General features: G+C 44.6%; 17 protein-coding genes. 12 read left to right on the top strand and 5 right to left on the bottom strand.

The window, feature by feature from the left end; all coding sequences use genetic code 11:
- Window positions 1–19 precede the first annotated feature (19 nt).
- The 3 genes from ACKU40_RS06475 to ACKU40_RS06465 all read left to right on the top strand — a co-directional run bounded on the left by ACKU40_RS06475 (window position 20) and on the right by ACKU40_RS06465 (window position 4054).
- Entirely contained in the window at window positions 20–1861 is a 1842-nt protein-coding gene (locus tag ACKU40_RS06475) for a BRCT domain-containing protein (protein ID WP_320175698.1), read from the top strand.
- A gap of 148 nt (window positions 1862–2009) precedes the next feature.
- Complete coding sequence (dapB, locus tag ACKU40_RS06470; RefSeq protein WP_320175697.1) at window positions 2010–2792, top strand: 4-hydroxy-tetrahydrodipicolinate reductase; 783 nt, start codon at window positions 2010–2012, stop codon at window positions 2790–2792.
- A gap of 227 nt (window positions 2793–3019) precedes the next feature.
- Window positions 3020–4054 carry a metallophosphoesterase gene (locus tag ACKU40_RS06465; RefSeq protein WP_320175696.1) on the top strand — a complete coding sequence of 345 codons (1035 nt, stop codon included), beginning with the start codon at window positions 3020–3022 and terminating at the stop codon, window positions 4052–4054.
- 45 nt (window positions 4055–4099) lie between these two features.
- Here ACKU40_RS06465 and ACKU40_RS06460 read toward each other — a convergent pair whose 3' ends face one another.
- The gene (locus ACKU40_RS06460) at window positions 4100–4804 is read right to left on the bottom strand and encodes an SDR family oxidoreductase (RefSeq protein ID WP_320175695.1); all 705 of its coding nucleotides are present in this window, start codon (window positions 4802–4804) and stop codon (window positions 4100–4102) included.
- A gap of 189 nt (window positions 4805–4993) precedes the next feature.
- Between ACKU40_RS06460 and ACKU40_RS06455 the strand changes: the two genes are divergently transcribed.
- Both ACKU40_RS06455 and ACKU40_RS06450 read left to right on the top strand, forming a co-directional pair.
- On the top strand, window positions 4994–7063 hold the full coding sequence (locus ACKU40_RS06455) for a GAF domain-containing sensor histidine kinase (RefSeq protein ID WP_320175694.1): 2070 nt from the start codon (window positions 4994–4996) through the stop codon (window positions 7061–7063).
- Complete coding sequence (locus ACKU40_RS06450; protein ID WP_320175693.1) at window positions 7056–7709, top strand: response regulator transcription factor; 654 nt, start codon at window positions 7056–7058, stop codon at window positions 7707–7709. Before ACKU40_RS06455 ends, ACKU40_RS06450 begins: the two co-directional genes overlap by 8 nt.
- 41 nt (window positions 7710–7750) lie before the next feature.
- Here ACKU40_RS06450 and ACKU40_RS06445 read toward each other — a convergent pair whose 3' ends face one another.
- Window positions 7751–8548 carry a transporter substrate-binding domain-containing protein gene (locus ACKU40_RS06445; RefSeq protein WP_320175692.1) on the bottom strand — a complete coding sequence of 266 codons (798 nt, stop codon included), beginning with the start codon at window positions 8546–8548 and terminating at the stop codon, window positions 7751–7753.
- A gap of 291 nt (window positions 8549–8839) precedes the next feature.
- Here ACKU40_RS06445 and ACKU40_RS06440 point away from each other — a divergent pair, with 291 nt between their 5' ends.
- From ACKU40_RS06440 to ACKU40_RS06420, 5 genes are all read left to right on the top strand, one after another.
- Window positions 8840–9154, top strand: a complete 315-nt coding sequence (locus ACKU40_RS06440) for an antibiotic biosynthesis monooxygenase family protein (RefSeq protein WP_320175691.1) — start codon at window positions 8840–8842, stop codon at window positions 9152–9154.
- 77 nt (window positions 9155–9231) lie between these two features.
- A complete protein-coding gene (locus ACKU40_RS06435; protein ID WP_320175690.1) occupies window positions 9232–9804 on the top strand; it encodes a flavin reductase family protein in 573 nt (190 codons plus the stop codon).
- Between the two features lie 13 nt (window positions 9805–9817).
- Window positions 9818–10309: a flavin reductase gene (locus ACKU40_RS06430; RefSeq protein WP_320175689.1), complete on the top strand. Its 492-nt coding sequence runs from the start codon at window positions 9818–9820 to the stop codon at window positions 10307–10309.
- Window positions 10310–10361: 52 nt separating this feature from the next.
- Window positions 10362–11596, top strand: a protein-coding gene (locus ACKU40_RS06425) for an IS3 family transposase (RefSeq protein WP_320173021.1) whose coding sequence is annotated in 2 segments (ribosomal slippage) — window positions 10362–10716 and window positions 10716–11596 — 1236 coding nt in all. Because the reading frame shifts where the segments join, the coding sequence is not laid out codon by codon here.
- Window positions 11597–11657: 61 nt separating this feature from the next.
- Window positions 11658–12482, top strand: a complete 825-nt coding sequence (locus tag ACKU40_RS06420) for a nitroreductase family protein (protein WP_320175688.1) — start codon at window positions 11658–11660, stop codon at window positions 12480–12482.
- Between the two features lie 99 nt (window positions 12483–12581).
- Here the strand turns inward: ACKU40_RS06420 and ACKU40_RS06415 are convergent, their stop codons facing one another.
- Genes ACKU40_RS06415 through ACKU40_RS06405 form a run of 3 tightly spaced genes read right to left on the bottom strand, consistent with a single transcriptional unit; the run spans window position 12582 to window position 15854 of the window.
- Window positions 12582–13412 (bottom strand): hypothetical protein, encoded by an 831-nt coding sequence (locus ACKU40_RS06415; protein ID WP_320175687.1) that lies wholly within the window; start codon window positions 13410–13412, stop codon window positions 12582–12584.
- A 10-nt stretch (window positions 13413–13422) separates the two neighbouring features.
- A complete protein-coding gene (locus ACKU40_RS06410; RefSeq protein ID WP_320175686.1) occupies window positions 13423–15267 on the bottom strand; it encodes a hypothetical protein in 1845 nt (614 codons plus the stop codon).
- The gene (locus tag ACKU40_RS06405) at window positions 15267–15854 is read right to left on the bottom strand and encodes a bZIP transcription factor (protein WP_320175685.1); all 588 of its coding nucleotides are present in this window, start codon (window positions 15852–15854) and stop codon (window positions 15267–15269) included. The genes ACKU40_RS06410 and ACKU40_RS06405 overlap by 1 nt, the downstream gene beginning before the upstream one ends.
- 280 nt (window positions 15855–16134) lie before the next feature.
- Between ACKU40_RS06405 and ACKU40_RS06400 the strand changes: the two genes are divergently transcribed.
- Window positions 16135–16551: a DUF5675 family protein gene (locus ACKU40_RS06400; protein ID WP_320175684.1), complete on the top strand. Its 417-nt coding sequence runs from the start codon at window positions 16135–16137 to the stop codon at window positions 16549–16551.
- Between the two features lie 75 nt (window positions 16552–16626).
- The gene (locus tag ACKU40_RS06395; protein ID WP_320175683.1) at window positions 16627–17517 is read left to right on the top strand and encodes a M14 family metallocarboxypeptidase; all 891 of its coding nucleotides are present in this window, start codon (window positions 16627–16629) and stop codon (window positions 17515–17517) included.
- The last annotated feature ends 68 nt before the right edge of the window (window positions 17518–17585 follow it).

Here is a 17585-nt window from a genome sequence, read left to right as displayed (position 1 = left end):
TTAAAATATAAAGTTGATCGTGAAAAATAAAAATAAAGAAATTAAAGATTTAGTTGCGCTTCTTGAGAGGCATAACGAAGCATATCGCCGTGGTATGCCGACTATTAGTGATGCCCGTTATGATGAACTTACTGAGCAGCTTCGTGACCTTGATCCTGAAAACCCTTTCCTGACCAATGTAGAACCTGAGAATTTCAGCGAAAAGGTTGAGGTGCGTCACCCCAAGCCTATGCTATCTACCGAGAAAGCGTACACAACTGAAGAGCTTGAGCGATTTGTTTCCCGTGTTGAAAAGGAAGCAAAAACTATGGGTATCAAGGAAGTTACCTACCGTATTACTCCCAAGCTTGATGGTCTTGCTGCACGTGATGACGGTAAAATTTTTGCTACTCGCGGTAACGGCGAAGTTGGTTATGAAATTTCCAGTGCTTTTGCCAAGGGCGTGATTGCTGTTGGCGGGCGTGGTCAGGGCGTTGGTGAGATTGTTTGCAGCCTTGAATATTTTGATGAGCATTTGTCCGATCACTTTGAGCACCCGCGGAATATGGTCGTTGGTATCATTACTTCAGACAAGGTGAATGAAGCCGCTAAGCAGGCTTTGCAGGATGAGGCTGTACGTTTTGTGCCATACAGCACCTTGCCTAAAAAGGTTGTGAACGGTGAAGAGCTGGTCAGCCGTGTTTGGGAAATTACCGATGAACTCTGGGAAGCTGCTGATTATCCGCTGGACGGCATGGTGGCCGAAGTAACTGATACCGCACTTCAGGAGCGTCTTGGCGCTACAGCCCATCATTATCGCTGGCAGATTGCCATCAAGAAGAAGGGCGAGTCTGCGGTAACTGAGGTTGAAGGAATCCGTTGGCAGGTAGGCCGCATGGGTGCGGTTACTCCGGTCATGGAAGTTAAGCCCGTCTCTGTTTCCGGGGCTACTATCCGAAACGTTACCGCTCATAATGCCGGCATGCTCCGTGATCAGGGGATCGGCATTGGTGCAACTATTCGCATTATTCGCAGCGGCGAGGTTATCCCCAAGCTTGAGGAAGTGATCAAGCCCGCACAGGATGTGGAATTGCCTGCTGAATGTCCTTCCTGCGGTGCAGAACTTTTCTGGCAGAATGACTTTTTGAAATGTCCTGATTTCAGTTGTCCGGCACGCGTGGAACAGCGTTTGGAATACTGGTTTAAGACTCTCGGCAATGCAGACTGGTTCGGCAAGAAGACTATCTCCAAACTGGTTAAGGCCGGGCATAATTCTCTTGAATCCGTTTATACAATGGCCGAAGATGATTTTCAGAAACTTGGTTTCGGTCCGGTACAGTCCACCAACCTTGCGGAAGCTCTGTACATTAGCAAGACCAAGGAAACCGACGACTGGCGTTTTCTTGCTGCTTTCGGGATTCCCGATCTCGGCAAGGCGGACAGCCGTAAGCTTTTGGGTTATTTCAAGCTTGAAGACGTCGTGAATGTCAAACAGGAACAGCTTATTGAGTTGCACGGTTTTGGTGACATTACCAGTCACTCAGTGACCGAGGGAATCGCTGCGATTAAAGAAACCATCCTGCATATGTTGGAGTTTGATTTTAATCTTCGCCGTACCCCGCTGATTTCCGAAACTGAATCCATGGAAAGCCCCATCACAGGTAAAGGCATCGTTTTTACCGGAAAAATGGAGCAGGGCAGCCGCGAAGACATGCAGGCCATGGCAAGGCGTATGGGCGCAAAAGTTCAGACTTCCGTATCCGGTAAGACTGATTTTCTGGTCTGTGGCAGTAAGGTTGGAGCTAAGAAGATCGAATCCGCTAAGGCCAAGGGAGTTGAGATCATGACCGAAGCCGAGTTTATGGATATAGTTAATAATTAGAGCAAATTTTAAAGTATGCCAGAGGCGAAGACAAACTAAAAGGTTTTGGGATTTTTAAACCCTTTTGCAAAAGGGTTTAAGCCGCCGGAGGCTAAATCATATTAATAAAAGCGCGGAGCGCATCAAATTAAATTTCAAGGAGTACCCAATGACTGATGTAGTAATTATTGGAGCGAAGGGTCGTATGGGCGACACACTGGTCCGTTGCGTGCAGCAGAGTGATGATTTGAAACTTGCAGCAGTCATGGAACGTTCCGGCTGCGAAGAGGGGCTTGATTCTCTGGGCTGCGTTTGCGGTACTGATGCTCAGGAAGTGCTGACCAAGGTTCCCGGTGCTGTCGTGGTTGACTTTACTGCCCCTGCTGCGACTCTGAAACTGCTTGAGATTGCATCTGTTACCGGCAACCCGGTTGTAATCGGTACCACCGGCATGACCAATGAAGAAATTGAACAGGTGGAAGAATTCGCTAAGAAAATTCCGGTTTTCCTCGCTCCGAACATGAGCGTAGGTGTAAACGTACTACTCAAAATTTTGCCCGAACTGGTACGTATGCTCGGACCTGCTTATGATATGGAAATGACCGAAATTCATCATAACAAGAAAGTGGACTCCCCTAGCGGAACCGCACTTAAGCTGGCTCAGTGCATGGCTGAAGCTCGCGGCCTTGTTTATGATGAAGTTAAAAAGCATTCCCGTGACGGTATCATCGGAGCAAGAACCAAGGATGAACTCGGCGTAATGGCAGTTCGCGGCGGTGACGTCGTGGGCGACCATACTGCATATTTCCTCGGACCCGGTGAACGTATTGAAGTTACCCACCGTGCACACTCCCGCGAAACTTTCGCTCAGGGCGCACTCCGTGCCGCACGCTGGCTCTCCGAGCAAAAGCCCGGTAAGCTCTACGATATGGCTGACGTGCTGGATGTCTAGTCGGCTAGATTGCTGATTAGTTGATTTTAAAAGGCTGTTCCATTCCGGTGCAGCCTTTTTTATTTTTACGAGCAAAGTCTGATGTTTTTACAGCGGTCCATCCTTAGTATAAAGTTGGTTTAGTCTAACAATAAAAACTGATTATCGGGCTTAATATGTCTTTTTATGTAAGAGCGACAATTACTTATATACTTTTTTATCTGTACGTCCGGCTTTGGATCTGCAGGTTGCTGGTTGATAATCTCAAAATCAGGCGTGGTGTGCTTACTGCTACCGATCTGATGACTCTTGTCATGCCGATTACAGTGTTTTTCCCGGAGCATTTACCGTACCTGCTGAAGATTTTTATGCTGGGTGCCGGCTATAGCTGGGCAGCTATTATCGCCTGCATGGTTCCGGTAGGGCTATGTTTTGAGCCGATCCGCTGGGGTATGAAGCTTCTCGGGAATGGTATCAAGGTGCCGAGGTTGAAGGTGTTCGGAGTCCTTTGTCTTATTTCTATTGTGATGACAGTAGGCGGGTATATCAACGCAACCTCACCAGCGGTTAAGGAAATTGCATTTGACCTATCTAACGGTAGCAAAGAGGCTAAAGAATACCGTGTGGCGATGTTTTCAGATCTGCATGCCGGAAAGCTGATGACTCGTGACCGCGTTGCTGCGGTTGTAAATATGGTCAATTCGGTGAAACCCGATATCGTGCTTATGGTCGGTGATGTCTTGGATGATCACGATAGTGAATTGACCGGGGCGGTAGAAGAACTTGCTCTGATTAAGGCCCCTCTGGGTAAGTTCGCAGTTCTGGGCAATCATGAATTTTATCTCGGCAACAGTTGGTCCCGGAGTATGCTGGAACAGCAGGGAATAGAAGTGCTGGGCGATAGCTCCACCGTAGTTGATGGCCGATTTCTCTTGGTAGGACGCAATGACTTTGCAAACTTTCGTGGCGGAGGACTTGTCCGTGCTGCGTTAAAGAACGTGATCCCCAAGGGAAATAAACTGCCGATTATTCTCATGGATCATACTCCGCATGAGCTTGAAGAGGCCGAACAGAATGATGTTGCCCTGCAGGTTTCAGGACATACCCATAACGGGCAGCTGTTCCCGTTTAATCTGGTTGTGAAGCGTATTTATGAGAATGAGTACGGAACTTATCAGAGAGGGGACACCAGTTACTATACCAGTTGCGGTGTCGGAATCTGGGGGCCGCCTTTGCGCACTACTGCCAGACCGGAAGTGGTGCTGATGAAGATTCGGATTTAGATGGAATGGTTCCGGGGAGATTGTTAAGCCTCCCCGGATTTTCAGTTATCTGGGGAATGAACCGTTGTTGATATCAATGCAGGTGCCGTTGATGTATTCAGGGCAGTCTGTTGCCAGCCAGTGCATGGCGGACGCAACTTCTTCCGGTTTGCCGAAGCGTCCGGTGTAGACCGCGGCTTTGATTGCGTCACGGCGTGCTTGGGGGATTGTGTGCAGCATGTCGGTTTCAATGGGACCGGGAGCAACCACATTGATCACGATTCCGTGAGGGCCGAGGATTTTGGCAAAGCTTTTGGTCATGTTGATGACTCCGGCTTTGGTGATTCCATACCAGACATCGGGATGCCCGATTTGTCCGGCAATGGAAGCGTTGTTCACAATACGACCGTACTTTTTGTCTTTCATTGATTCGGAAACAGCGGTAATCAGGGCCACCGGAGCCTCAATATTGATCTTGAGGACTTGATCCACGCTTTCAGCAGTATATTCGTCATACGGGGTAGCGAACATTACTCCGGCATTGTTGATCAGCACGTCGATTGCGGGCAGTCCGGCAATGAAATCAGGGATTCCTGCTACATTGCTAAAGTCGTATTTTTCTGTTCTTACCTGCGGATGCTGGCTGTACTTGAAGTTTGAAAAATCCCGGGCCGCAACAATTACGTTGGCTCCGTCTGCGATGAACATCTCGGTCAGCTCAAGGCCGATTCCTTTGTTTCCGCCGGTAATTAAGACAGTTTTATTTTCCATTATGAGTTCCCTTTTGAGTTTTTGAAGTAATACTTTAAGTTTTGGTGAACTAGTAAAGCCTAAAGGAAGTAGGAAATCAAGGGTTCATCCATTTGTCTGATTCTTTCAGCATTTGACTATGCTATCAGATAAATTAAGAATTGAATTTCAGGGCCGGACCGAGGAAACGGAATCGGTCGGAGATTAAATATGAAGAATGAAAAATTAAAAGAAATCGGTGAATACCTGCTGGAAAATCTTGATCTTGCAGCAACCAGATTTGCCGAATTAATGATAGAGCACCAGCCGCGCTGGTATGCGGGGCTAGGGTTGGACGAGTGCAAAAGAATTGCCGCTTACGGCGTGAGCATGAGTCTCGAATGTTTCATACGCGGTGATTTGGAGCCTTTGGGGAATTATTTCAATAGCTGTGCAGAGATAAAGCTTGATCGCGGTGTGGGTATTCGTGATGTGGTAGAAGGCACCTTGCTCGGTAAGCAGGCTTTTATTGCTGCAGGAACGGAATTTTATACTGAGCAGGCAGATCTGCTTGAGTTTCTTGCAGAGCTTGAGGATTATTATGTTCAGGTCCTTACCCTGACTACGGACCGCTACTCAGGCATGCTGCTTTCCCGTTTGAATGCGGAACATGTGCGCAATAAGCTTTTGCTGGAAGCTTCTCGAACTGTAACCAGTGCCCTTGATCCTGATGAAGTTTTGAGCAGGCTGGCAGAGGTTCTGGCCGGAACTGTGGGTGAAGGCTGCTGTACTATTTTTCTGGTCAATCCTGATACAGGCGGACTCGCTCCCTGCGCCGGATTCGGTTACGGTTCCAAGGAGTGCCAGAGTGCTTTGCAGGGTTTAAGGTTATGTCCTTCCGGCAGCACCCTCAGCAGCGTTGATGGCAAGAGCTACGGTTTTTGTTCATCCAATAAAGCCAGTTCAACTTTTGCAGATATTCTTCCAGAGGCGGTTCGTTCCGGCAGTGCATCTCTATTTCACATCACCAACAGTGATCGTATGGTCGGAGTTGCGCTTGTTTCATCTGAAAAGCCCGGATTTACCTTCGATGCTGCCACGACTGAATTGATTGGCGGTATTCTGAATACCGTTGCCGTTGCTATTGAAAGTGCCGCTGCCGCGCGTCAGACTAAGCGTCAGCTTATGGAGAGTGAAAGCCTGCGCCGGGTTGCTAACGTCCTCTTACAGAGTCCTGAAGGTAAGAATGGCAGTGTTCTGAGTCTTATCACTGATGAAGCACGGACTATTGTTAACGGAATGGGCAGTGTTTTGATGCTGCTTGAGGGTGATTCTTTGCATTGTGTTTGTTGTTCCGGTGCCCCTAAGTGTCCCATGGAATTTTATCCTGTGGATTCCACTTATTACGGCAGTGCTTTTCAAGCCGGGGAAACTATTATTGTTCGTGATGCGCAAAGTGAAGTTCCTGAAGGTGAGCGTAGTGAGAAGCTTCGGACACTGATCGTTGTTCCTTTGCTGGAAGGGGATAAGAAGCTTGGTTTGCTCATGGTTTCCAATAAGAGCGGCGGGTTTGATCGTGATGATAAGCGCATTATGGAAATGTTTGCGGCTCAGGCTGTTCTTGCATTACGCAACAGCCGTATGTTCGAGCAGAGTGAAAAGCTGGTCGTGCAGGGTGAGCGTCAGCGTTTGGCCCGTGAGCTGCACGATTCCGTGACTCAGGCTCTTTACGCGATTACTTTTTGCTCCGATGCTGCTGTACGTTCCCTTGAATCAGGCAAGAGGGATGCGGCTATTGAGCAGCTCAAGGCTTTGCAGGGAATGGCCCAGCAGGGCATGCGCGATATGCGTTCCCTTATTTTTGACCTTCATCCGCCGGAATTGGAAAGCGAAGGGCTGGTTGGGGCTATTCAGGCCCGGTTGAATTCTGTTGAAATCCGTTCGGGTCTAGGGGCCGATCTTTTTGTAGAAGGGGACGAAAGGCGCTTGCCTCTACGCGTAGAGGAAGAGCTTTTCCGTATTGCCATAGAGGCCTTGAATAATTCTACCAAGCATTCCAAGGCAGAATCTGTTACTGTGAATGTTGATTTTGCTGAGGGCAAGACTGTTGTTCAGATAATTGATGATGGTCAGGGATTTGATATTGCAACATTGCCTACGGGCGGTATGGGGCTGCGCGGAATTCGTGAACGGGTCGAGCGTATTAATGCCCATCTTGATATTGACAGCGAACCCGGAAAGGGCACTGTGCTGACTGTAAAAGTTTTTGATGTAGAAGGGACTGGAGGCGGAGATGAGTGATGTGATTAAAGTTTTGCTGGTTGATGACCACGATATCGTTCGTATCGGTGTGCGCAGTTTTCTGGGTAGTTTTGATGATATCAAGGTTGTCGGCGAGGCGGCCAACGGTCAGGAAGCCGTTGAAATGACCGCTGAACTTTCTCCGGATATTATTCTTATGGATATGCTTATGCCTGTTATGGACGGTATTCAGGCTATTCGCGAGATCCGGGACCGTAAGCTTCCGGGGCGGATAATTGCCCTGACCAGCTTTGCCACAGACGATAAGCTTTTCCCCGCTATCAAGGCGGGAGCCATGGGCTATCTGCTCAAGGATTCCACTCCGGATGAATTGCTGGAAGCCATTCGACGTGTACATCGCGGCGAGCCTTCACTTGCCCCTGATATTGCTCGCAAGGTGCTATCAGAACTTTCCCAGCCGGGAGAAGAGTCTGAAACTCCTACTCCTGATCCGCTTACCCCCCGTGAGCTGGATACCCTCAAACTGGTATCCAAAGGCAAGAGCAACAAGGCTATTGCCGAGGAAATGTTTGTCAGTGAAGCAACTGTTCGCACTCACATGACCAGCATTCTTTCCAAGCTGCATCTGGCTAACCGTGTCGAAGCCACGCTGTACGCCTTGCGCGAAGGAATTGCATCACTTTAGGTTTGAATATTTGATCCGGTATGAAGTCCTTTCGTGCCGGATTATTCGGCTTGCCGTACCTTTTGCATGTATTTTCTAATGATGCTGTCTATTCTTCCACTCTTTGTCATTGCCTGAATAGCTTTTTCGAATTTAGGCAGTGCTTCGACATACTTGCTTTTTTTACTGATCAGTAGATGGAAGGGTATGAAGCCTACTGTGCCATTTGTCTGCACTATTTTTCGTGAAAGATTCATTTTTTTTATTTCTATCCATGCCGCAACGGGCCACTCAATTACAACGTCACCTCTCCTGTATGCCAGCATTGGCCATACATTGTCAGGTTTTGAGGCTTCATGCGTTTTGATTCCAAGGGATTGAACATTGTTTTTGTTCCATCCATTACCGACATAGGTAATGACGGAAAGGCCCGTCTTTTTTATGTCTTCCGGATTTTTCACCTGATCAATGAATGCCTTTTGGGGATTATCCCGATAGGTGAATATCTGAAGGTGTTGATTATAGAATGGCGTTGGATGGGTTACAGTATATTCTGACCGCTCAACGGTCCGGACAGTCATTATGCCATCCGCTCTTCCTGTTTTTATGTAGTTCTGACATCTGGCCCAAGGATACGATTCCCATCTAATTTTAATATCAATGCTGTCCATAGCTTCTGAAACAATTTCATAAAAAATACCTGATCTTGTTCCGTTTTTATCAGTTCTGAAAAGTGGCCAGTAATCATTGTATGTAATGATTATTGGTTCTTTTTCTGCATACGCTAGTGGATTATGAATTGTTGAGGCAATACAGAACAGAATTATAATTTTCAGTATGTTGTTAACGTAGAACCGCATTTCATTTCTCCATTTCAACAGAACAATAGCAATTATAGCAGTAATGGCAACTAGTAATGTCTGTAACTGGTTCTGTGAGAATTCTGTGTGAAATATATTCTGATTTATCAATAAATATCCAATGGTTCAAATGACTACGACAAATGTCGTGGATATTGATGCCGAATGTTCATCATTCCTGTTGATGCTGATTGATGAGGTCTTTGACTATATAATTGGAAATGGATGAGAGGGACTTCGAAAGTTTCTCCGTACTAAATAATAATTAACCCAATTATATAAAGGATTGTCATGTTTTGCAGGGATAATTTTATTCTGACTGCCCGTATAAAAGCTCGGCCCGGAAATGAGGCTGAATTGAAGGAAGTTCTTGAAAGGGGCGCGCGCGAATGTTCCGGACAGGAAGGTTTGTTTATATACAATTTGCATCAGGATAAGGATGATCCTTCCGAATTTTTGCTTTATGGGCATTTTAGTTCCCAAGCATCGTATCGCATGCACATGGATAGTGAGCCTGTACGTAAAGTTTATGACACGGTTGTCGGATTGATTGAAAAAGGCCCTGAAATTAAATTCTGGACTATACTTGAGAAAGTCGGGCAATAGTTATGTGGTTATATTTTGCATAGAAAGTTAGAGTGTTGATAAAAAGTAAATTAATTTAAAAACTAAGGAGAAATAAAGTGAAACAGTCCCTTAAACCCAATACCATTGCTATGCCGACTCCGGTCTGGTGCGTAGGCAGTTATGATAAAAATGATAAGCCGAATGTGATGACCATTGCTTGGGGCGGTATCTGCTGTTCTTCCCCGCCCATGCTGACCGTTTCGCTGCGTAAAGCTACTTACACCTACGGTTCAATCATGGAGCGCGGTGCATATACTGTTTCCATTCCTTCCGTTGAGCATGTTTCCGAAGCAGACTACTTTGGAATGGCCAGCGGCAGGGATGTGGATAAATTTGCTGCTTCCGGCCTGACCCCGGTTCGCTCCGATGTAGTTGATGCTCCATACGTAGAAGAGTTCCCTTTCATTTTTGAGTGCAAGGTTGTCGAAACAGTAGAGCTCGGTCTGCATACCCAGTTCGTTGGTGAAATTGTAGGCATCAAGGCTGACGAGAGTGTTCTTGATGAGAAAGGTAAGCCTGTGATCAACATGGTTAACCCTTTCATTTTTGATCCTAACAGCCGTGAATATCGGGGTATTGGAGACATTCTTGGCCATGGATTTAACATCGGTAAAAGATTTATGGAATAATTGGTGAGTTAAAATGGGAATTGCTCATACTCTACTTGGCGGCCATGTGGATGGACGCCCTGATTACCTCCCGCTGGTTGCGAAACCACGCATTAACAGTAAGCTGTCTCTTGTTGCAATTGAAATTGAAAAAGGCAGTGAATTGCACGCTCGAATTATGGATGATGCAAAATTCAGCCTGAATATTTTTTCAGGTAACGTTTTGGATTGTTTAGGTTTGACAACTTCCTTGTCTGATAAGAATAAGTGTTGTGACGGACGTTGTGTCAGTTTTTATGGAGAATCTGATGGTGCTCCCATGCTGGAGGTTGCTCCGCTTTCTCTTGAATGCAGGATTTATGAAACCGTCGATTTAAATGAATCTTCCTTTGTCATGGCTGAGATAATAAGCATTTGGACTAAAGGGGTTTCTTTGAAAGATGACTATCCTCAACCTACTGTTGAAAATCAGCCGATTCATTTGTCTGCGATGAAAGGGCGGATGGGAATTATTCCGGCTTTCTAAATATAAACAGTGTCCCGTCCTGAAATAGGTTTACACCCAAAGGACCTATTTTATGAAAAAGGAAGAAACTCAAAGAGTAAAGCGTACTCAGCGGGACTACACAATGGGCTTTAAATTGTCCGTTGTGGCATTAGTTGAAAAGGGTGAAATGACCTACAAGCAGGCCCAAAGGGCCTATGGAATCCAAGGTCGCAGCACTGTTTTAAAGTGGCTTCGTAAACATGGCAGCCTTGACTGGAGCAAGCCAATGGTACATCAGAAAAGAATGCCAAAATCCAAAGAGACTCCAGCACAAAAGATTAAGCGTCTTGAAAAAGAGCTTCAGGAAGAGAAGATCAAAACTATGCTTCTCAACGAAATGATTGATATTTCTGACAGAGAACTGGGTACTTCCATAAGAAAAAAACTTACCCCCGAGCTGCACGAGGTCTTCAGGAAACAAAGCAAATAAGTTTATCTGCTTGCTGTAGACAGCTCGGGGTGAGTCGGCAATCGATATATCAGGCTGAAAAACGCCATAAGGTACGGGAAAAACAGTTCCAAGAAGTAAAGAAACTTGTTTTGAGTCTGCGGGCCAGAATGCCTCGGCTGGGAACGCGTAAGCTTTATTTTTTATTGCGTGAGAAATTTGTAGCTCGTGGAATCAAGCTTGGGCGGGATGCTTTTTTCGCATTATTGCGCAGAGAGCATTTACTGATAAAAACAAGAAAAAATTACACAAAAACTACAAATTCAAAGCATTGGCTCAAAAAACATCCTAATTTATTGAAGGAGTTTAAGCCTCAGTATTCAGAAGAAGTCTTTGTTAGTGATATAACTTACGTAAAAACGTTAAATAAAACATACTATCTATCACTAATCACAGACTCTTTTAGCAGAAAAATTGTAGGTCACAATTTGAGTTCTGATCTTAGTGCCGAAGGGACCACTAAAGCTTTAGATATGGCTATCAAAAACCGAAAAACGCGAAACAAAACAATCCACCATTCAGATCGTGGATTGCAGTACGCATCGTCCATTTATCAAAACAAACTCAAGAAAGCCGAAATGGTCCCATCTATGACAGATGGGTATGATTGTTACCAAAATGCGTTAGCTGAACGTATAAATGGAATTTTAAAACAAGAATTTTTGGTGGTTAAATGCACTAGCTTTGATGAGTTAAATTCACTCGTAAAAGAGTCTATTGAAATATATAATTCTGAACGTCCTCATCTTAGTTTGAAAATGAAAACACCGAACCAAATACATAAACAGGGCTGTGGGGGTACCCCCACAGCCCTGTAGTAAACCAATTAACCGTCAATCTATTTTAGGACGGCTCACAGTTAAAACCTGTGGAGTAGATATGTTGAATTTCATGGTTAATGAAGAGCTTTGCATTAAATGCGGTCTTTGCGCACAGGATTGCTTTCCCGGGATTATTGAGCTGGATGAGTATCCTAAGATTACAGATGAACAAAGATGTTTTAAATGTCAGCACTGCCTTACGGTCTGTCCAACTGGGGCAATATCAATATTCGGTATTAAACCTGAATCCTGCACTCCTCTAAAAGGTAATCTTGCCGATGAAGATGCGCTTGCAGCCCTGATCAAAGGACGCCGTTCAGTTCGCGCATATAAGCCGGAACCGTTGGAGCCTGAAAGAATTCAGAAGCTGCTTAATGTTGCATGGCATGCTCCCACAGGTATCAACTCCCGCTGTGTGCATATCACTCTTATGGATGATCCTGATTCGGTAAAGAGATTTCGTGACGCAGTTTATACTCGTCTTGAAGGTGCCCTTGAAAAGGGTGTTTCCGAGATTCCGTACGTGGCGAATCTGTTCAAGATGGCCTGTCAGCAGATGAAGGAAAACAATGTTGATGTGATTTTCCGTGATGCTCCGCATTTTATTGTTGTCTCTGCTCCGCAGAGTGCTCCCAGCCGGGCCGCGGATATGGCGATTTTCCTCTCCTATTTTGAACTAATGGCCCAATCTATGAAAATTGGAACTCTCTGGAATGGTATACTCAAGCGTGTAATCGAGTCCGTCCTTCCGGATTTGAAAGAAGGGCTCGGTATTCCTGAAGACCACGAACTCGGCTATGCCATGCTTTTCGGTAATCCTGCTGTTAAGTATCAGCGCACTGCAGATCGCGGTGAAGCACGGGTAAAAAAGGTTGAGTGGTAGCAGGCGTTTTAATATTTTCGCAACGTTGATTGTTTTCTGGGGCGATTCTAAATAAAGCTCCCCGCCTTTCGGTTTGAAGGGCGGGGAGCTTTATTAGTTTTATTTAAAATTAAATTTATGTTTCCACTTTGGTACAATACCTTTGGCGTTAGAGATGTCTTTTATAATAGTTTCTAACTCTTTTATTGTTTGTTTTGCTGCTGAATCCGCTGCATTGAATCTATTGATATATGTTGCCGCGCATGTTGAATTTTTATTACTTGCAGCGAATCTGTAACCTTTATGTTGATAGAAGTAAGCGAGTAACTTGCATTGGGCTACATACAATCTTAAATTACTATTTTCATTTCTGTCATTCAAAATCTTGTCGAATGGTTCTATCTCTTCGTCTGTTATGATTTCGGTAATCCGTTTAATGTTAAAGCAGTTCTCGTCAAGATGTTTGGTCGATTTAACATAATATGGTTTGGCTTCATTTAAAGCTATTAAACTTGGCATGATCTCAAATAGCTTTTTGTCACGGTCAATCAGATTGTCCGTTTCCTTCTCCGCTTCAGCTACAACTGCGGTTGCTTCTGCGTTCTTATCAAGCTTCCAATAGCTTAATCCTTTAAGGATCAGGTAATTTCCATACAGTTTGTTCTTTTTTAATGTTGTTTTTCCAGAGTCATCTATGGTGTCCAAAATTTCCAAGGTTTCATGGTATAAAAGTTTGGACTTGTCTTGAGGAGCAATAGGGGCCGCAGAAACTTCACTTGGTGTTACATTGTTGTAGTATGAAACTTGACTGGATTGGTTGTCTAGTGATGCCGCTTCATTAAAAGTATCTTGAGCTGTTCTAAGTTTATTTATAGTTTTGCATCCGCATAACGAGACGAAAACTATTAATAAGAAAACGATTAGTTTTATGCGTCTACAAGTGTTCATCATGACTATCTCCTTATGTCAGAGCTTGAAGCTTTTCGTTCGCTTTAGTTCTTAGTGTTGCGAAATTGATTTCACTGCCATCCTTGATGTCCGCGATGAAGGAGTTAATAACATCTTTCAAGGCGTTAACCGCGTCCTGAGAGGCATTGGATTTAGCCAGTTCAGAGATTAGAATCTGTACTATTTCTTGAAGAACTTCATCTCGACATATGCGCCATTTGATATGTTCTTCATCACATTTGAATATCGAGAAAATGATCGCATCAATTGCTGCATCAATAGTAGTTTGTTTTACTGGGGTCGTCGTAATTTTAAGTAACTCTTGCCGCAGGCCGATGCCTTTGATTACTTCTGCGATTATTTTTGCAGAAGTCTCTGCTGATATATAAGCTTTATGCGTTTTCAGGCAGGTAATTGTTTGAGTTAAAGCCAGATTCAAGGCAGTGTTGTAGTTTGAATTATCCCCGGTGATCCAAGAAGGGTTGCCCTTGATTTCATCGCAGACAGTTTCGATTACCATGAGCATTTCAGAGTGGGTGAAGTCCGGTCTCCAGTATTGATATTCGGAGCTACTGTCACTGAGAGCTTTAATCGTTGCCTGCGTAGCAATGAAGAGTACGTTTTCTTGGGGTGAACGCTGTCCTTTCGGCCAAATCAGGTCTAGATTCTCACCTGTTTTTTCCAATATTATGCGTGCAACTTCCGGGACCATTGCATCATCAAACATAGGCATCTTAGTGCCTGCCAGCCCCGCTGCAATTTCAGAGAGTAAACCGTTAATTTTATCGTCTGTTTGCGTGATTAATTTTGGATGCTTGCTGACTACATCAAGAGCTGTTCTGGTAAGTCTTTCAGCTCCCGCCTGACTAAAGACGGGCTTGAACTTAATGCTGTCATCGCCAATCATCAAATCCAGTACGTCCTCGCCGACCTTGCGGGCAAGCAATTGGCTGCCTTCTCCTTGTATCCCTAAATAGTTGCCTGGGTCTGAAATCGCAGTATGTCCTGCGGCATCAAGTACTCCTCGGAAAATCAGTTCACCCCAAGCTTCCATTTTATAACGTTGTTTTCTTTTTTCCGTTTCGGAAAGGCTGCTGTCTTCATTAATTTTTTCATTTCTTTCGCTGACTAGCGTCGCAACTTTCTTGGCTGAATTTCCGATTAAGACATGTACGTTGGTATTATTCCCGAAAATTTCAGGGTTTGCACCGACAGATTCTAGTGTCGCGGTAAATAATAAAATAGGCAGTTTGTCTAAAGATTCAGTGGCGAACTCGATTTCGTCGAGTTCATTGATAAAAGATTTTATCAGCTTTCCTTCTGTCGTATTAATGTTGAATAGTTTTGGATTTAATTGCAGGAAGTCAATTCCTACTTCGATTAATGCTCCTGCAACACTTTGGATTGACGTTGCTTTTGAGGTGCCGTTTTCCCATCCTTCTACAGCGTATAGTGCCGCAATTGCTTTACCGTTGCCGGGATCGTAACCATTTTCCTGGCTATTCCCTTCTCCTTTCCAAGCCATGAGCTGTATCTTAGCTTTGATAGCTAAACTTACTAGTTCAGTCCTTTCGTCATCAGTCATGATGTTAAGTTTTTTAGCCAGAGCAACTACCTTCGGCCATGGTTTTGTCTGGCTGCCTTCGATTTTCCTTGCAAATTGAGCCCCTTCACAAGATTCGTTTTCAAAGAAAAACAGCCAGGCATCTCCTTCATTCATTTCATTATGCAAATCAGGCAGCGGCAACACCAATTCCCGGTTACGGGTAATATCCACATAACTCTTGTACCCGGCCTCTCCGATCTTAATAGAGGCTCGTATGGCGAAGATAATTATTGTTGCGGTATCCATTATCATTATGCACCTCCTTCGGGTAAGTCTGACGTTGCTTCTGTTTCACCTTTGAGTTGGCGAATCTCTTCCTTCAATCGTTCGTTCTCACTTTTTAGATTGTCTTCTTCTTGTGCTTCAAGGAAGCGATTTTCCCGTTGTTTCGGGTCCCGTAATTTAAGCTTTTTGAATAGGGTGTTCATGCTGCCACTTCCTCCGGCCAAGAGCATGGAGGTTAGGAAGAAATCAATATTAGCGTTAACAGAATGTCCATTGCCAAAGAGGATGTTGATGAGCTTTTGGACTATGTCCAGCTCTGCTGATTTGCAGAAAATAAACAGGGTGATGACGATGATGGGGGTTTTCCAACCTTTATTGTAGGTGTGTTTTATAAAGAACCGCCAGTCAAAGAGAGTGGTGAAGGAGACTTCTATGAAAGTTGCGAGGATGAAGGTTTTGAAAAGTAAGGTAAGGGCGTCGTCGTATACTTGTTGGTCAGTGGGATTTAGCCCATTCAGAGTTCCATTTGAGGCAAGGGCTGGAGCTGCGTAAAGCAAGGTAGTTAATAAAGTAATCCAGAAAGTTGATTTTAAAATTTTTGATTCTCTGCCCATTTGACCTCCTATGCAAATAGTTGAGTAAATATCTGTTGCTATTTAAGCATTATTTGTAAAATATCTTGATTCTGAGTCTTGTCAATAGGGGTTATTTTGTACTTAAACTGGACGGTAAAGATTCATGTCTATGGGCTGATTTTATTAGTGATTGTTTGTTGGTCAGGACACTGTCAAGCTGGGCGATGGCCGCATTTCACTCAAAGATAGAAATAAGCTTGAAAGTATATGGATGTGATTTGTTCAAGCTTAACTTCAACTTTTATAAAGGAGTGTTCTTATGCGAAAAGTGGAATTGATACGTGTGGAATCAACAGATGAAGCAACTCTTGGCGGTCTGTTGGTCGATGGGAAATCCATATGCTGGACATTAGAAGAACCTTGGCGCGAAAATCAGCAGAATATTTCGTGTATACCCGTAGGGCGGTACCCTCTTAAGCTTGAGTATTCACCTTCGAAACGATGCGAATTGTGGACTGTTAAAGATGTTCCGGGGCGGTCATATGTCCGAATTCATAAAGGCAATACAGTTGATGATACTGAAGGATGTCCGCTTACAGGGACCAAACCTGGGTATTTGGAAGGGAAACGGGCAGTTCTTGGCAGCCGGGAAGCTTTTAATGATTTTATGGCTGCAATGAGTGGAAGCAGGGAGGGAATTATTGAAATTTCTTCTTTTTCGGCGATGAATTTCTAGGCCGTTATATGTGGTAATTTTCCTTGATTTACAGGATGATAAGTTAGAAGATGATCCGCAAATACAGGGGGAATTATGAACATAATTAAGTGGGGGCCGGAAGAAAAGAAACAATGGCTTGAACAAGCTGTTTTTGAAAAGAATTACCGGCAGGATGTATTGGACAGAATTTTCGCGCTGCCTGATTCATATCGCGTAGAGCAATACGGCCAGCTTTCATATGATCCTGAACGTTATCCGTTATATGCACTTCTTTCCAAGGATTGGGTTGAGGGTAAGCGCACGGCCTTAATTACTGCCGGTGTTCATGGCTATGAAGTCGGCGGGATATACGCAGCCCTTAAGTTTTTGGAAACAACTGCCTCGGAGTATGCGGATAAGTTTAATCTTGTGGTTGTTCCTTGCGTAAGTCCTTGGGGATATGAGACTAATAACCGCTGGAATCCATATACTGTTGATCCCAACAGGTCCTTCTGCGGTGAGAATAAAGCGGAAGAATCCACTTTGCTGAAACAGTTTGTGGCAACGATTACCGGTGAGATTGCCGTTCACATTGACCTGCATGAAACAACCGATCGGGATAAAACTGTATTTCGTCCGGCATTGGCTGCAAGGGACGGGGGTGAATGCGTCATCGAAGATATCCCGCAGGGTTTTTACCTTGTTGCGGATGAGGATAGACCGGAACTTCCTTTTCAGGAAGCTGTTGTCCGTTCGGTGGAAGCGGTTACTCCCATTGCAGATAAGGACGATGAAGGTAATATTCTCGGTAAACCTGCCATTGCCCATGGAGTTATTTACTACCCCATGCGTGAGTTAGGATTAAGCGGAACACTTACCAATGCTCGCTTTCATACCACTACTGAAATATATCCTGACGGCGACTGGATGACTCCGGAATCCAGTGTTGAAGGGCAGATTGCTGCCATTCGTGGCGGTATGGATTATGTAATCAAGAATCATTGATAGGCGTCCTGCAGGACTGTTTGAAATAAAAATCCCCTTGTCAGGTTGATTCTGGCAAGGGGATTAAA

Source organism: Maridesulfovibrio sp., from assembly GCF_963666665.1.
Classification (GTDB): domain Bacteria; phylum Desulfobacterota; class Desulfovibrionia; order Desulfovibrionales; family Desulfovibrionaceae; genus Maridesulfovibrio.
This window is presented reverse-complemented; position numbering and strand designations above follow the sequence as displayed.

Coding starts and splice junctions, on each gene's coding strand:
- ACKU40_RS06455 (WP_320175694.1), top strand. CDS start 4,994: ATGAAGAATGAAAAATTAAAAGAAATCGGTGAATACCTGCTGGAAAAT.
- ACKU40_RS06450 (WP_320175693.1), top strand. CDS start 7,056: ATGAGTGATGTGATTAAAGTTTTGCTGGTTGATGACCACGATATCGTT.
- ACKU40_RS06440 (WP_320175691.1), top strand. CDS start 8,840: ATGTTTTGCAGGGATAATTTTATTCTGACTGCCCGTATAAAAGCTCGG.
- ACKU40_RS06445 (WP_320175692.1), bottom strand. CDS start 8,548: ATGCGGTTCTACGTTAACAACATACTGAAAATTATAATTCTGTTCTGT.
- ACKU40_RS06460 (WP_320175695.1), bottom strand. CDS start 4,804: ATGGAAAATAAAACTGTCTTAATTACCGGCGGAAACAAAGGAATCGGC.
- ACKU40_RS06430 (WP_320175689.1), top strand. CDS start 9,818: ATGGGAATTGCTCATACTCTACTTGGCGGCCATGTGGATGGACGCCCT.
- ACKU40_RS06415 (WP_320175687.1), bottom strand. CDS start 13,412: ATGATGAACACTTGTAGACGCATAAAACTAATCGTTTTCTTATTAATA.
- ACKU40_RS06400 (WP_320175684.1), top strand. CDS start 16,135: ATGCGAAAAGTGGAATTGATACGTGTGGAATCAACAGATGAAGCAACT.
- ACKU40_RS06405 (WP_320175685.1), bottom strand. CDS start 15,854: ATGGGCAGAGAATCAAAAATTTTAAAATCAACTTTCTGGATTACTTTA.
- ACKU40_RS06420 (WP_320175688.1), top strand. CDS start 11,658: ATGTTGAATTTCATGGTTAATGAAGAGCTTTGCATTAAATGCGGTCTT.
- ACKU40_RS06410 (WP_320175686.1), bottom strand. CDS start 15,267: ATGATAATGGATACCGCAACAATAATTATCTTCGCCATACGAGCCTCT.
- dapB (WP_320175697.1), top strand. CDS start 2,010: ATGACTGATGTAGTAATTATTGGAGCGAAGGGTCGTATGGGCGACACA.
- ACKU40_RS06395 (WP_320175683.1), top strand. CDS start 16,627: ATGAACATAATTAAGTGGGGGCCGGAAGAAAAGAAACAATGGCTTGAA.